Annotated in this window: 4 protein-coding genes; all 4 read left to right on the plus strand. The window is 60.6% G+C overall.

The annotated features are described in order from the left end of the window. Positions 1 to 883: 883 nt before the first annotated feature. The 4 genes from ACOTXC_RS02610 (at position 884) to ACOTXC_RS02625 (ending at position 17,162) form a co-directional block, all read left to right on the plus strand. Positions 884 to 12,307 (plus strand): BapA/Bap/LapF family large adhesin, encoded by an 11,424-nt coding sequence (locus ACOTXC_RS02610; RefSeq protein ID WP_421767388.1) that lies wholly within the window; start codon positions 884 to 886, stop codon positions 12,305 to 12,307. Between the two features lie 82 nt (positions 12,308 to 12,389). Continuing rightward, positions 12,390 to 13,793 (plus strand): TolC family outer membrane protein, encoded by a 1,404-nt coding sequence (locus ACOTXC_RS02615; RefSeq protein ID WP_046621232.1) that lies wholly within the window; start codon positions 12,390 to 12,392, stop codon positions 13,791 to 13,793. Then, positions 13,790 to 15,982, plus strand: coding sequence for a type I secretion system permease/ATPase (locus ACOTXC_RS02620; protein ID WP_023306789.1), 2,193 nt, complete (start codon positions 13,790 to 13,792; stop codon positions 15,980 to 15,982). Before ACOTXC_RS02615 ends, ACOTXC_RS02620 begins: the two co-directional genes overlap by 4 nt. Further along, on the plus strand, positions 15,963 to 17,162 hold the full coding sequence (locus ACOTXC_RS02625; protein WP_022649110.1) for an HlyD family efflux transporter periplasmic adaptor subunit: 1,200 nt from the start codon (positions 15,963 to 15,965) through the stop codon (positions 17,160 to 17,162). Before ACOTXC_RS02620 ends, ACOTXC_RS02625 begins: the two co-directional genes overlap by 20 nt. The last annotated feature ends 76 nt before the right edge of the window (positions 17,163 to 17,238 follow it).

Raw genomic sequence — 17,238 nt, forward strand, 5'->3', positions numbered from 1 at the left:
CCCTGAATGCAGATTTTCCTCAATCTACTGCATCCCTTTGATGAGCATCAACGACAGCACGTCATTACCATGGAAAATGACAACGGACACGATGGGCAGGACTTCACACAAGGATGGAACCTTAAAAATGTACAGACCAATAGTTGTTATCCTCTTTATTCTTTTGACATTAGCCGCCCTCGTGGAAATCGGCATAATTTCTTTAGGCTAATACCGATAGCCTCTGAAAGGCCACGCTTGCGGCCTTTTATTTATTAAACATGAGAAGAAAACACGTTATTTTTTGAGTAGCAGAAATTAACCCACCCGTAAAAATATATTTTATAAATGAGACAGTTTTAAATATATCATACACCAGATATTTTACCCTAACTTAAACTACAATTAAGCAGCAGTTAAACCTAACCAAAATTAGATATTTATCGCATATTATAATTAATAATATCGCCCCGCCAGCACCGTTTTAAGGGTTGCACCTTTTACGCCAAAACCCTTTATCCACGCGCCCTCATAGCTAACGAAATATATTCACGCTATCAATTAATCTCCCCTGCAATAGCCGCGTTGGGTTTACGAACACTTAATTTGCGTATTCAGACATTTATAGCTATATCATTTTTATAACGAAATAATTTAATACCTGCACAAATAATAAGGCTTATAAATCGCAAACATATAAATAAACAACTATTTCCTGTGTAAATAATTAGCTTTGCCCTGAGGTTGCCACTTTTAATCCTGGCGGGCATCGGTCGCGCTAAAGAAAGTAACGGTAAATCCTGTTTATTAAACAGTATTTTCGCCGGGAGCGCGTTCATCCCTTCAGAAACGATGGCTTTGTTTGACACGCCGTAACCAATCACTCTGCTGGAGTAATAACTGTATGAGCCAAATATCTGTTATATCTAAATTAACTGGCGTGGAAACGACCACGGAAGGGACACAGATAACACTCGATCACTCCTCAATCGTTAAGCTTAACGTGGATCGAGCCAACATCGCAGATTACTCCCGCAGCGGAAACGATCTGGTGATTACCCTCAATTCGGGCGAAGTGATTACTCTCAAGAATTTCTACGTCACTGATGCGCAGGGCGTAAGCCAGCTGGTGCTTGAAGAGAGTGACGGAGCGCTGTGGTGGATTGAAGATCCAACCGGTGCCGCGACCTATGAATCCATCGCCTCCACCGATGCATTACTGGCGGCGTCAGGGAGTGATGCTGGTGGCGCCGCTGCGTGGCCCTGGGTGCTGGGTGGCCTGGCCGCCGCAGGTGGGATTGCTATTGCAGCGGGAACCGGCGGTGGAGGTGGCGGAGATGACGATAACAACAACCCGAATCCCGGTAATCCGGGAAATCCTTCCGAACCTGATACTACGCCTCCGAATGCTCCCACTAATCTTCAGGTCTCACCTGACGGCAAAACCGTAACAGGTACGGCTGAACCGGGCAGCACGATTACCCTTAAAGATGCCGATGGCAACACCATTGGAACGGGCAAGGTCGGCAGCGACGGCAAATTTACTATCGATCTCGGTACGCCGCTCACCAACGGGGAGCAGATCACCGCCACGGCCACCGACCCGTCCGGCAATACCAGCCAGGGTGGTCAGGTCACAGCACCGGATCTCACCGCGCCGGATGCACCTGCCAATCTGGAGGTTTCGCCTGACGGCAAAACCGTCTCCGGTACGGCTGAGCCGGGCAGCACCGTGACACTGAAAGATGCCGATGGCAACACCATCGGAACGGGCAAGGCTGGCAGCGACGGGAAATTTACTATCGATCTCGGCACGCCGCTCACCAACGGGGAGCAGATCACCGCCACCGCCACCGATCCGTCCGGCAATACCAGCCCGGGCGTTCAGGTCACGGCACCGGATTCAACCGCGCCGGCTGCCCCCGAGATTGTCACCGTCAATGATAACGTGGGCACCGAAGCGGGCCCGCTGAGCAACGGACAACGCACGGACGATGCACGCCCGACGTTCAGCGGCATCAGTGAAGCTGGCACCGTTATTACCTTCTATGACAACGGCAAGCCGATCGGCACCGCCACGGCCGATGCTACCGGGAAATGGAGCTTTACCCCGTCGACCAACCTGTTTGAAGGAAACCACGCCATTACCACCACCGCGACCGATGCGGCAGGCAATACCAGCCCGGCGTCCACGGCGGTGACCTTCGTGGTGGATACGGTCGCACCAGGTGCCCCGGCCATCACCGGCATGACCGACGACGTTGCGCCCAATACCGGCGTGCTCGGAAGCGGAAGCACCACTAACGATCCGCGCCCGCAGCTCACCGGCACGGCGGAAGCGGGCTCTACGGTCACCATCTATGATAACGGCATTGCCATTGGCACAGCGGTTGTAGGCAGCAACGGAAGCTGGAGCTTTACGCCGTCGGTTAACCTGAGCGAAGGCAGCCACCAGCTTACCGTACGCGCCACCGACATCGCCGGTAACACCGGTCCGGCCTCGCCGGCCTTTACCGTAACGGTGGATGTCACCACCCCGCCGGTGCCGACAGGATTTATCGTTAACGATGACACCGGAGGGCTGAAAGGCACGATTACCGCCGGGCAGTTTACCGACGAGTCGCAGCCCCGCCTGACGGGCCGAGGAGAACCAGGCAGCACGATTACGGTTTACGATAACGGCGTTGCGATTGGCAGCACAACGGTTCTGCCGAACGGTACCTGGAGCATCACGCCGACAACGCCGCTGGCAGAGGGTGCACATTCGATTACCCTGCGCGAAACCGATGCGGCAGGCAACCAGAGCGGCCTGTCTCAGCCGATCAACTTTACCGTCGATCTTACGCCGCCAGACATGCCGGAGGCGACGCTCAATTCGACAGGCACGCAAATCACCGGTACTGCCGAGCCGGGCAGCAAAATTGTCATCACCAACAACGCCGGGGTGCAAATCGGGACCGCCACTGCCGACAGCAACGGCAACTACATCGCCAACCTGAACCCTGCACAAGTGAACGGCGAGATCATCTCCGTGGTCGCCTCCGATGCCGCAGGCAACCAGAGTTCCCCGGCGCTGGTTAACGCAGCGGACATCACCGCGCCTGCCGCACCGGGTAACCTGGTGGTGGCGGAAGACGGGGCAAGCGTCAGCGGAACCGCCGAGCCAAACAGCACGATTATTATTAAAGCGCCGGACGGTACGATCATCGGCCAGGCCACCGCCGGTCCGGACGGCACCTTTACCATCCCGATTTCGCCAGCCCAGACCAACGGCGAAGCCCTTGAAGTGACGGCCACCGACGGCAGCGGCAACACCAGTCCGTCCGGCTTTGCCGACGCGCCAGACAGCACGCCACCGCTGGCACCGGAAAACGTGGTGATCTCTGCCGACGGCACCACGGTAACCGGTACAGCCGAGCCGGGCAGCACCGTCACCATTCGTGAAAATGGCGTTAAGGTCGGGGAAGCGGTCGCCGACGATCAGGGTAATTTCAGCGTTGATCTGATCCCGCCGAAAGCCAACGGCGAAGCCCTGACCGCAGATGCCACCGATACCGCCGGAAACACCGGCCCGACCGCGCCGTTTGACGCGCCGGACATCACCGCGGCACAAACCCCGGTCATCACAGGCGTGGAGGATGATGCGCTCGACGTCACCGGTCCTGTCAGCCAGAACGGTCTCACCAACGACAAAACCCCGACCATCAACGGAACGGGCGAGCCCGGCACGACGATCACCCTCTACAGCGGCACCACTGAAATCGGAACCGCGGTGGTTGGGCCTGACGGCCAGTGGTCCATCACGCTGGAAACGGATCTTCCCGACGGCGGGCACGTGCTGACGGCGACGGCGGTTGACGCCAACAATAACCTCAGCGGGACATCGAACACCTGGAGCATCACGGTGGATACCGCCGCGCCGGGCGCTCCAGCCATTACGCAGGTCATTGATGACGTACCGGGCCGCACGGGGCCGCTCGACAACAACCAAATCACCAACGACACGCTCCCGACGCTGAACGGTACCGGCGAGCCGGGCTCCACCGTGACGATCCGCCTGGACGGACAGGATATTGGTACTGCCATTGTGAACAACGGCGGCGCATGGACCTTCACGCCCACTACCGCATTAGGGAACGGGCAGCATACGTTCACCGTCGTCGCGAGCGATGCGGCCGGCAACACCAGCGCATCATCACCCGGCTTTACCTTTACCGTCGATACCACTCCGCCACCGGCGGCCACCCTTGACACCGTCTCCGATAACATCGGCACTGTGCAGGTTCCGCTTAACAGCGGGGATACTACCGATGACACGCTGCCGCAGCTGCAGGGAACCGCACCGGAAGGCACCACCATCACTATCTATGACGGGACCACCCTGCTCGGCACGGCCGTGCTTGACGGCAGCGGCGGCTGGAGCTTTACGCCAACCACGCCGCTGACGGACGGCCCGCATTCGCTGACGGTCCATGCGACGGATGAGGCGGGTAATACCACCATCTCGCCACCGTTTGAGCTGGCGATCGACACGACCGCGCCTGCAACGCCGGATATTCCTGAGATCACCGTGAACCCGGACGGCGCCACACCGGGGACGGCTCTGAATCCTGGGGAGACCACCCGCGATACCACACCAACCCTGAGCGGCTCGGGCACGCCGGGAGATACCGTAAGCATTTACGATGGCGCAACCAAAATAGGTGAAGCCGAGATCGATGGCGACGGTAACTGGAGCTGGATACCGGAAGATCCGCTCCCTGACGGCACCTACGATCTCTCCCTGACGGTGACCAATCAGGACAGCGCCGGGAACGAAAGCGCACCGTCCACGCCAGTGACCATTACCATTGATACCGACGCGCCGGGCCAGCCGGGGATCCCGACGGTGACAGACAGCGTAAGCCAGATCACCGGGCCAGTGGACAACGGCGGAACCACCAACGATCCGCGCCCGGTACTGAGCGGCACCGGTACGCCGAATGACGTCATTACCATCTATGACCAGGTGGGTACAGGCGAGCCGCAGGCCGTGGGCAGCGTCACGGTGGACGGTAGCGGTAACTGGAGCTGGCGTCCTGAGAGCAACATTGGCGAAGGGACGCACCAATACACGGCGACCGCCACCGATGAAGCCGGCAATGAATCTCTGCCATCAACCGGTATCACGATAACGGTCGACACCCTCGCCCCGGATACCCCGCTCATCGGTTCCATTGGCGGCGCTCAGAATGGAGGCTCAACCAACGATAACACACCTGTCATTGGCGGAGGCGGCACGACCGGCGAAACGGTGATTATCTACAACAACGGCGTGGAAGTGGATCGCGTTGAAATCGCCAATGGCGAGTGGTCATACACCCTGCCGACACAAACCGATGGTCCGCTGAATATCACCGTCGCCGCGGTGGACGACGCGGGTAACCTGAGCCCGGTCAGCCCGGTCTTTAGCGTGACGGTCGATACGCAGGCACCGACCGTGCCGCAAATTGACGCCGTCTCTGACAGCCAACTGACCAACAGCGTGCTTTACACCCGCGACGGTACCCCAACCCTCACCGGGATTGGCGAGCCGGGTTCGAGCGTAACCGTTTCTGTTGATGGCACGCCGTCTCCGGTGGTCGTGGTGGTTCAGCCGAACGGGACATGGTCCTGGACAGCCGACCCCGCGCTTGCGGAAGGGCCGCACACCTTCTCGGTTGCCGCAAGTGACGCGGCGGGGAATACCTCCGCCAGCTCCGGCGATCTCAGCGTGACGGTGGATACGCTGCTTCCTGCAACGCCAACCAATATCACCATTGCCGCAGAGGGCACGCCGCTGACCGGTACGGCAGATGACGGAACCACGGTGACGGTGCGTGACGCCGGCGGCAATATCATCGGGACCGGGGTCGCGACGGGAGGCACCTTCTCCATCGCCCTCTCCCCGGCCCAACTGGATCCCGCGACGCTGACGCTGTTCGCCACGGACGCCGCAGGTAATGCAAGCCCGACAACCACCTTTGACGTACCGGACTCCCCGCTTATTCTGCCAGCGGTGCCGGTGATTACGGCAATCAACGATGACGCCGATCCCGTCACTGGCGATGTGAAAGATAAAACCACCAATGACACCACGCCTACCCTTACCGGCACCGCCGATCCGGGTAGCGTCATCACCATTTATCTGGATGGGGCGCTGGTTCCGCTGACCGAAATTGTTGCGGATACAGACGGCAACTGGAGCTATACGCCTCTACTGCCGCTCGCGGAAGGCCCACACACCTTCGCCGTCACCGCCACAAACACCACCACCGGCGCGACCAGCGGGCAGTCGCCGATCGCGACCGTCATCGTCGACCTCACCGATCCGACCGCACCAGCCATCGGTGCGGTGACCGATGACGTAGGCCCGGTCACCGGCCCAATCGCTGACGGGCAGAGCACCAACGACAACCGTCCTACCCTGACCGGAACAGGCACGGCCGGGGACACCATTACGGTGTACGATGACGGCGACCCGCTGGGCACCGTTGTTGTCGGTCCGACCGGCACCTGGAGCTACACGCCGCCTGCGCTGGACGACGGCAGCCACACCCTGACCGTGACCGCCACCGACCCGGCAGGCAATGAGAGCGCCCCGTCGGCCGGGATCACCATTGTGGTCGACACCGTTTCCACCACGCCGGTAATTACCAGCGTGACGGATAACGCAGGGAATGCGGCAACGCCTGTCCCAAGCGGCGATCCAACCAACGACACTACGCCAACCCTGACCGGTAGCGCCGAGCCGAACAGCGTCGTCGCCATTTTTGATGGCGCTACGCAAATTGGTACGGTGGCAGCAGACGGCACCGGTGCCTGGACATTTACTCCTGAAACCGCCCTCGGCGAAGGGACGCATGACTTTACCGTCAGAGCGACGGATCCGCAGGGCAACGTCAGCCAGCCGTCAAACGCCTGGAGCGTCGAAATCGATCTGACTGCGCCACAGGTGCCGACGATCGTTACGGTCAGCGACAACGCCCCGGGAGGCGCAACCGGCCCGCTTACCGCCGGGCAGGTGACCAATGACACCACGCCAACCCTCAGCGGCACCGGCCAGGCGGGTACCATCATTCACGTGCTTAATAACGGCGTGGAGATTGGCACCACCACGGTCGACGGCAGCGGCAACTGGACCTTTACGCCGGATCCGGTACTGACGGACGGGACGTATAACCTGCGCGTTAACGCCAGCGATGATGTCGGAAACGTCTCCGCCAACTCGCCAGTGTTCGCCTTTACGGTGGATACCGCCGGGCCTGCGGCCCCGGTGGTTACCACGGTAATAGACGATGTCAGCCCGGGAACGGGAACCCTCGCCAGCGACGGCTCCACGAACGACACCCGTCCAACCTTCAACGGTACGGGGGAAGTGGGCGCAACGGTACACGTTATTGTCGATGATGTGGAAATTGGCACGGCGGTCGTCAACGCCCAGGGTAACTGGACCTTCACGCCGACCACTGAACTGGGCGAAGGGCCGCACGTTATTACCTTCAACGCCACCGATGCCGCAGGCAATACCGGGGTCACCTCACCACCGTTCAACCTGACGGTGGATACCTCGGTGCCTGAGGCACCGGTCTTTACCCCGGCCACTGACGATGCTGGTACCGTGCTGGGCCCGGTCGCCTCGGGACAAAGCACAGACGACACCACGCCAACGCTGAACGGCACCGCGGCGGCCAACGCGACCATCACCATTTATGAAAGTGGCCGTGAAGTGGGTACCGCCGTGGCGGACGCAAACGGCGTATGGAGCTTTACCACCGGTACGCTGGCAAACGGCAGCCACACCTGGACCGCCACGGTAACCGATGCCGCGGGCAACGTCAGCCCTGCCTCACCAGGCTTTACGCTGGTGGTAGATACGGCTGCGCCTGTCGCGCCGGTTATCACCCAGGCGATTGACGACGTTGGCACCATCACCGGGGCAATAGGTTCCGGCCAGACCACCAACGATCCTCTCCCGCGTCTGGTGGGGACCAGCGAGCCGCTGGCCACCGTGAATATTTATGAGGGCACCACGCTGGTGGGCACCGGTACTGCCGATGCCGATGGCAACTGGACCGTCGATATCACCGTGCCGCTGGACAGTGGGTCACACACCTTTACCGCAGAAGCAACGGATCAGGCGGGTAACACCAGCACGTCGTCCGCCGACTTCAGCCTGACCATTGATACCACACCGCCAGCGCTGCCGGTGCTGACCAGCATCACCGACGATGTCGGTAACGCCGCTGCGCCTGTCGCCAACGGCGGGTTAACCAACGACGCGCGGCCAACGCTCACCGGTACGGCAGAAGCCGGCGCGACGGTCACCATCTTTGATAATGGGGTACAGATTGGCACCGCAGTCGCCACCGGTGGCGCGTGGAGCTTTACGCCTTCCACCCCGCTGGCTGACGGGCCGCATAATCTGACCTTCTCCGCTACCGACGCGGTGGGCAACGCCAGCGCGCAGACCGGCGGTTACACCATTAATGTGGATGCCACCGCCCCTGTCGTACCGGCAATCACCTCGATTGAGGATGATGTGGGGACCGTCACCGGACCTGTTACTGGCACCAACCCAACCAACGACACCCGTCCGACCTTAAACGGTACGGCAGAAGCCAATGCCACCGTACGTATTTACGACGGCACGACGCTGGTGGGGACCGTCACTGCCGATGCCAACGGCAACTGGACGCTGCCGCAAACCAGCACCACGCTGACGGAAGGCGCGCATAACTTCACCGCAACCGCCACCGATGCCGCGGGCAATATCAGCGTGGCTTCACCGATTATCACGATTAACGTTGACCTGACGCCGCCACCAGCCCCAACCGGGCTGGCGGTGATCACCAACGGGACGCAGGTCACCGGTACAGCAGAAGCGGGAAGCACCGTCACCATCACCAGCAGCACCGGAACCGTGCTTGGAACGGCCGTCGCGGACGGTAGCGGAAGCTTCAGCGCCACCATCACCCCTGCACAGACCGCCGGTGAATCCCTGATCGTCTTTGCTACCGATAAGGCCGGTAACGCGGGTATCACTACCTCCGTGATTGCCCCGATCACCACAATCCCGAACGCGCCTGTTATCGCCAATATTGACGATAACGTTGGCACGGTGACGGGCAACCTGACCAACGGGAATACCACCGATGACACCACGCCAACCCTGAGCGGCACGGCGCAGCCGAACACGACCATCACCCTCTATAACAACGGGGTGCTGATGGGCACGGTCACCGCGAATGCCAGCGGCAACTGGAGCTTCACCACGCCGGTGCTGAGCGAAGGCCCGCATGCCTTCACCGCCACGGCGAGCAACGGCTCGGGCACCAGCCCGATTTCCACGTCAACCACCGTCATTGTCGATCTCACTGCGCCAACGGCTCCAACCGGGACCTTCAACGCAGACGGCAGCGTACTGACCGGTAGCGCTGAAGCGGGCAGCACCGTCACCATCCGCCTGGCGGATAATTCAACGGTCACCGCCACGGCGGACAGCAACGGTTCCTGGAGCTACACCTTCCTCAATAAACAGACGGAAGGTCAGACGCTGCAAATCACCGCCACCGATGCGGCAGGCAACGTTTCGCTGCCCGGCTCAGCCCTTGCGCCGGTGGTGCCGCTCTCTGCCAGCACCAACGCTGAAGAACTGGCGCTCACGACCACCGCCACGGTGACCAATTCGCAGTACAGCGACTATGGTTTCCTGCTGGTAGGCGCCTTAGGTAACGTGCTGACGCTGCTCGGCAACGATACCGCGCAGGTAGGTTTCACCGTCGGCAACGGCGGCAGTGCGGATATTGCCGTGAACGCCAACGCCACGGGTGCCGTTCTTTCCCTGCTCAATACCCTTGAGCTGGTGGTACAGCGCTTCGACGCCGCCAATAATACCTGGACTACCGTGGTCGATACCGGGCAGCCGCAGTTCGCTGACCTGTTGACCCTCGGCGCGACGGGGGTGTCGCTGAACCTGACCGGGCTGGCGAATGGTCAGTATCGCGTCCTGAGCTACAACACTAACCTGCTGGCAACCGGCTCTTACACCAGCCTCGATGTGGCGGTGAAAGAGACCAGCGCAGGCACCGTGTCCGGCGAGACCAGCGTTGTCGGGAACGTCATCACTGACGTGGATCCAACCGCAGGCAGCGACAACGCCCCGGCGGGCACCACCGTCACTACGGTCACCAACGCCCAGGGCACCACCACCAGCGTTACGGCTGACGGCACGGTGATTCAGGGGCAATACGGCACGCTGACCATCAACCTGGACGGCAGCTATACCTATAACCTGACCAACACCAGCGCCGCCGTCATTGGCCGCACGGAGAACTTTACCTACACCATCACCCACAACGGCACCAGCGCCTCGGCAAATCTGGTTCTGTCGCTGGGCGAAGGCACTACCAGCAGCGGGATCGTGGCCGTGGACGATACCGCCTCGCTGACCTTCGACACCACTGTGGAGGCGATCAACAACGGCACCTCGTCGCAGGGCGGCTTTACCCTGGTGGGGATCAACCTTGGCAATACCCTGGGGCTGAACCTGCTGGACGATCTGGCCAACCCGATCATCTATAACGTGGAAGAAGGCACCACCCGCACCATGACCGTTCAGGCGTCCGTGGGCGGCGTCGCGCTGGCCTCGGTTTTCGACCTCTACATCTATAAGTTCAACAATGCGACGCAGACCTTCGAGCAGATGCGCGTTGAACCCGGCTGGCTGCGCGCGCCGCTGCTGGGCGGCACCTCCCCGCAGCTGACGTTGAACCTGCCCGCTGGCGAGTACCTGTTCCTGCTCAATACGGCGGCGGGGATCACCGCGCTGACGGCCTACACGCTGAACGTCTTGCAGGATCATGTCTACAGCGTGGCAAGCGTGAGCGAGAGCACGACCGGGGATGTGCTGGCGGATGATATTGCGCCAGCAGGTACCGTGGTCTCCGACGTTAACGGCGTGGCGGTGAACAGCAGCGGCCTGACGGAGATCACTGGCGAGTACGGTACGCTGCGGATCAACGCAGCCGGGGAGTACACTTACACCCTGGACAGCGGAGTCGGCGCTGACAACATCAGCACCCCGGATACCTTCGTCTACACCATCACCGCGCCGAACGGCTCGAAAGACACGGCATCGCTGAACATCACCCCGACCGCGCAGCCAATGGACGCGGTGAACGATGTCAGCACGGCGATGGACGTGAACTCGGTGCACCGCACCGCCGCATACTCGGATACCACCGTCGGGTCGGCGAGCTGGAACGCCGCGCTGCTTGCCTCAACCCAGGGCAGCGGAAGCGGGACCTTCGTGGTGGATCCTAATACTGCACTGCATAACGTGGTTCTGTCGTTTAACGTCGCCTCGCTGCTGACCCTTACCGGGTTAACGGTCGACTGGACGCTGACCAACGGCACCACCACCCTCAGATCCGGCTCATTTAACGGCGGGCTGCTGCTGGGCGGCACGGCGACCATCAACCTGACGGGTCTCGATCTGGAGGCGGGAACCTATACGCTGAACTATACCGGCAGAATGGGACCGCTGGGGGTGGGAAATATCACCGTTACCCCAAGCGTCACCGGGACCAGCTACTCCCTGTCGCAGTTTGACGCCACGGGCACCCACACCGTTGACGGCAATATCTTTGACGGCACCGGCTCCGCGGGCGCGATGGACCAGCTGCACTCGGTGGATACCCGTCTCAGCATTACCGGCTACGACGGCGTAACCACCACGCTGGATCCTTACACCGGCAGCACGCAGGTAAACATCACGGGCCACTACGGCACGCTGGCAATTGCCGCAGACGGCAGTTACACCTACACACTCAACCCTGGGATATCGTTCTCTACCATCACCAGCAAGGAGGTCTTTAACTACACCCTGACCGACGCCAACGGCACCCGGGATACCGCCTCGCTGACCATCAATATGGCACCGAAATTTGTCAGTTCGGAACATAACGATGTGATTAGCGGCACGGCCTACGGCGACACGCTGATTTATCAGGTGTTGAACACTACGGCGGGTAACGCCACCGCAGGTAACAGCACGGGTGACCACTGGACGAACTTCTCCCTGTCGCAGGGAGACAAGATCGACATTGGCGATCTGCTGGTGGGCTGGAACGGTAGCGCGTCGACGCTGGGGAACTATGTCTCTGTTTCACAAAGCGGTAACAATACTGTGATCTCCATCGACCGTGACGGCACGGGAGCCGCCTACACTAAATCTACGCTCGTTACGCTGGACAATGTTCAGACCACCTACGACGAGCTTGTAAACCAGCAACACATCATTACCTGATAGCACCTGCAAGAAATGACCCGGGCGCGCACAGCGCCCGGGCATAAACAATAAAGCAGTACTTTTTTATTAGGGACAAGACATGGGAAAGAAGATGCCTTACTGGTGGCTCTCGTGCTGCCTGATATCTGTGCCCGCTATCGCGGCAAACCCTGCGGCGATGATTAATACCGGACAATTAAGCGAAACGCAGGAACTCCCCTCTTTAAATGGCCGCGTGGCGCCCGTAGCCAGCAAAGCCGCCCCCGGCACGCTACAGCTGAATGAAGCGGTTAACCGCGCCGTGACCTGGCATCCGGCCATCAGTGAAGCCGTCGGCAAACTCTATCAGCAGAGCGAAAATGTGGACGTCGCCAAATCAAAATATTATCCGCAAATTAACGCTGGCATGGATAACGGCTATAGCCACGACGGCGACGATAATGGCTTTACCCCCTCGCTGGTGCTTTCGCTTTCGCAAATGCTTTACGACTTCGGCAAAGTCGCAAGCCAGGTGCGCGCCGAAAACGCGGGCGTCGCCCAGCAGCAGGCCAACGTGCTGGTGAGCATCGACACTATCGCCCACGATACCGCCATCGCTATGGTGCAGGTGCAGACCTGGCAGCAGATGGTCGAGACCGCTAAAGAACAGCTGGACGCCCTGACCTCCATCGGCACACTGACGAAGCTGCGTAATGACGAAGGCGCCACGTCGCTCTCTGACGTGGTGCAGACCGATGCCCGTATCGAAGGCGCGCGAGCGCAGCTGATGCAGTATCAGGCCAGCCTCGACAGCTCACGCGCCACGCTGATGAGCATGCTGGGCTGGGACGGCCTGAACGCGGTCAGCAATGAATTTCCGCAAAGTCTGGCCCGCAGCTGCGATATTGCCGAGCCGGACGATCGCCTGGTACCCTCGGTTTTAGCGGCCTGGGCGCAGGCCAACGTCGCGCAGGCCAATCTCGACTATGCCAACGCGCAGATGACCCCTACCGTCTCGCTGGAGCCGGAAGTCCGCCACTATCTTAACGACCGTTACTCAGGCAACGAAACGCGGGACCGCACCCAGTACTCCGCGTGGGTAAAAGTGCAGATGCCGCTCTATCAGGGCGGCGGCCTCACCGCCCGGCGTAATGCCGCCGGACACGCGGTGGAATCGGCCCAGTCCACCATTCAGCGCACCCGTCTTGAGGTGCGGCAAAAACTGCTGGAAGCGCGCAGCCAGGTGATGAGCCTGATGAGCACGCTTCAGATCCAGGGCCGCCAGGAAGCGCTCAGCGCCCGTACCCGCGAGCTGTATCAGCAGCAGTATCTCGATCTTGGTTCCCGCCCACTGCTCGACGTGCTCAACGCCGAGCAGGAGGTGTATCAGGCGCGCTTTACCCAGCAGCAAACCGCCGGACAGCTCCGCCAGCTTCAGCTGAACTGTCTCTACCAAACCGGGCGCATACGTCAGGCGTTCGATCTTGAAAACCGCACCATCCAGACCGTGGAGATCCAGCCATGAAGCAACGCGATATTCCGCAGGGTGAAAACATGACGGATGAGGCGCTGGAGCAGTGGGCGCAGGCGTTTGGCTATGTGGCGACGCGCTATCGCGTTGCCTGCTCGCCAGGCTCGCTGATCGCGGGCGCGCCGTGGCTGAAAGGCAAACCGATGGTGCCCGCGCTGACGCAGCTCGCCCGTGAAGCCGGGCTGACGTTCCAGCTGCTGACGGCCGATCAGCACGCCATCAACAGCTGGCGTCTGCCGGTGGTGGTAGAGCTAAACGACGGTAAAATCGGCGTGATCGACAATTTCGACGGCGAGGATACGCTTGAGGTCAGCTTTTTCGACGACAACACGCACACCAACCGCCTGTCGATGAGCGCGATGCTGCCTGCCATCCGCCACGTCATCGCCCTGCGTCCGCTGGCGGCGCTGAAGGACAGCCGCGTGGACGCCTATATCTCAAAATACCGCCCGGACTGGCTCTACCGGCTGGTGATGCGCGACCTTCGCCCTTACAGCTGGGTGATGCTGGCGGCGCTGTTTATCAACGTGCTCTCCCTCTCCGGCATTGTCTTTTCCATGCAGGTGTATGACCGGGTGATCCCCGCCCAGTCCTACCCGACGCTCTACGTACTGACTATTGGGGTACTGATCGCCACGCTGTTTGGTTTTGTGCTGCGCGTGGCGCGCGGGCACATTATGGATCTGCTGGGCAAACGCTCGGATATGCGCGTCTCGGATCGGGTCTTCGGCCACGCGCTGCGGCTACGCCATAGCGCCATTCCGCGCTCCACCGGCAGCTTTATCTCCCAGCTGCGCGAGCTGGAGCAGATCCGCGAGATGGTCACCTCCTCCACCATTTCCACCATCGTCGATCTGCCGTTCTTTATCCTGTTTGTGATTGTGCTGGCGATCATCGCCCCGCAGCTGGCGTGGATCGCCCCGGTGGCGGCGGTGATCATGGTCCTGCCTGGCCTGCTGCTGCAAAAGAAACTGGCAGAGCTGGCGAAGCAGTCGGCGCATGAATCTACCCTGCGCAACGCGGTACTGGTGGAGAGCGTGCAGGGGCTGGAGGACATCAAGCTGATGCAGGCGGAGAACCGCTTTTTGCAGCAGTGGAACAGCTATATCCAGATCACCGCCGAATCCGGCCTGCGCACCCGCGAACTGACGCAGAACCTGATCAGCTGGGGGATGACCATTCAGAGCCTGGTCTATGCCGGGGTGATCGTGGTGGGCGCGCCGATGGTGATCGACGGCACCTTAACCACCGGTTCGGTGGTGGCCGCCTCGATGCTCGCCTCACGGATGATCGCCCCGATGGCGACGCTGTGCGGCGTGCTGGCCCGCTGGCAGCAGGTGAAGGCGGCCAAAGAGGGGCTGGACAGCATTATGCAGCTGCCGACCGAGAACCAGCGCGAAGAGACGCCGATCCGCCAGGACGTGCTGCGCGGCCACTATCTTTTCGAGCAGGCGCAGTTCCGCTATCACCCGGAAGATCCCCGCATGGCGCTGCGCATTAACCGCCTGGAGATCAAAGCGGGCGAAAAAGTGGCGATCCTCGGGCGCAACGGCGCGGGTAAATCAACCCTGTTGCAGGCGATGGCGGGCGGGATGGATCTGGCGGGCGGTGAACTGCGGCTCGACAACCTCAGCCTGCCGCATCTGGACGTGGCTGACGTGCGGAGAAACGTCGGCTTTATGACCCAAAACGCCCGGCTGTTTTACGGCACCCTGCGCGAGAACATCACGCTCGGCATGCCGCGCGCCACCGATGAAGAGATCTTCGAGGTGCTGGAGATGTGCGGCGCGGCCAGCTTTGTGCAGAAGCTGCCAAAGGGGCTGGATTACCCGATTATGGAGAACGGCGTCGGGCTGTCCGGCGGGCAGCGGCAGTCTATTCTGCTGGCGCGGATGCTGCTGCGCGACCCGAATATCGTGCTGATGGATGAACCGACCGCCTCCCTTGATGAACATACTGAGCGGGAATTTATTCAACGTCTCGGGGCGTGGCTCGGCAACCGCACGCTGGTTGTCGCGACCCACCGCGTGCCGGTACTGGAGCTGGTGGAGCGCGTGGTGGTACTCAAAGATGGCATGCTGGTGATGGACGCGCCAAAAGCGCAGGCGCTGAACAACAGCCGTATGCAGCAACAGCAGCAGGCAACCGGACGGGAGTGGAACAATGAAAATCAATCAGCGTGACGTTGCCGCAGTAGAAGATCTGGATAACGCGCTCGACTCCGAAAGCGGTTATACCGGTGCCCGGCGCATCGTTTTCTTCTCCCTGCTGATGTTTGTGGTGCTCGGCGTCTGGGCGTGGTTCGGGGTGCTGGATGAAGTCTCAACCGGCACCGGAAAAGTGATCCCCAGTTCACGCGAGCAGGTATTGCAGTCGCTGGATGGGGGGATCCTCACCGAGCTGAACGTACACGAAGGGGATCAGGTGCAGGCCGGACAGGTGCTGGCGCGGCTGGATCCTACCCGCTCGGAATCTAACGTCGGCGAAAGCGCGGCGCGTTACCGCGCGTCGCTGGCCTCCAGCGTGCGCCTGTACGCCGAGGTGAACGATCTCCCGCTGAAATTCCCGCCTTCCCTGGCGAAATGGACCGACCTGACCGCCGCAGAAACGCGGCTTTACAACTCTCGCCGCGCCCAGCTGGAGGATACGCAGCGTGAACTACGCTCCGCGTTAGCGCTCGCCAATAAAGAACTGGCGATCACTCAACGGCTGGTGAAAACCGGTGCCGCCAGCCACGTGGAAGTGCTACGCCTGCAACGGCAGAAAAGCGACCTGGAGCTGAAGCTCACCGACGTGCGTTCCCAGTATTACGTGCAGGCCCGTGAAGCGCTGTCGAAGGCCAACGCCGAGGTGGATATGGTGTCAGCGATCCTGAAAGGCCGCGAGGATTCCGTTACCCGCCTGACTGTGAAGTCGCCGGTGCGCGGGATCGTGAAAAACATCAAGGTGACCACCATCGGCGGCGTCATACCGCCCAACGGCGAGTTAATGGAAATTGTGCCGGTGGACGATCACCTGCTGATTGAAACCCGCCTCTCGCCACGGGATATCGCCTTTATCCATCCTAATCAGGAGGCGCTGGTGAAAATCACCGCCTACGATTACGCGATTTACGGCGGGCTGCACGGAGTGGTGGAGACCATTTCCCCGGACACCATTCAGGACGAAGCGAAGCCGGAGGTGTTCTACTACCGTGTATTCATTCGCACCAGCCAGGATTATCTGGTGAACAAGGCGGGCAGGCACTTTTCGATTGTGCCGGGGATGATTGCGACGGTGGATATTAAGACCGGGGAGAAAACGGTGCTGGATTATCTGATTAAGCCGTTTAACCGGGCGAAGGAGGCGCTGAGGGAGCGGTAGTCAAACGCCGGGTGGCGGCTTCGCCTTACCCGGCCTACACCGCTGTTCCGAGTGATGAGGATCCAACACACCTAAC

Source organism: Enterobacter cloacae complex sp. IR5428, from assembly GCF_049238585.1.
Taxonomy (GTDB): Bacteria; Pseudomonadota; Gammaproteobacteria; order Enterobacterales; family Enterobacteriaceae; genus Enterobacter; species Enterobacter intestinihominis.

What these genes read in the sequence shown, in the direction of transcription:
- ACOTXC_RS02610 (WP_421767388.1), top strand. Translation starts at nt 884, where the DNA reads ATGAGCCAAATATCTGTTATATCTAAATTAACTGGCGTGGAAACGACC.
- ACOTXC_RS02615 (WP_046621232.1), top strand. Translation starts at nt 12,390, where the DNA reads ATGGGAAAGAAGATGCCTTACTGGTGGCTCTCGTGCTGCCTGATATCT.
- ACOTXC_RS02620 (WP_023306789.1), top strand. Translation starts at nt 13,790, where the DNA reads ATGAAGCAACGCGATATTCCGCAGGGTGAAAACATGACGGATGAGGCG.
- ACOTXC_RS02625 (WP_022649110.1), top strand. Translation starts at nt 15,963, where the DNA reads ATGAAAATCAATCAGCGTGACGTTGCCGCAGTAGAAGATCTGGATAAC.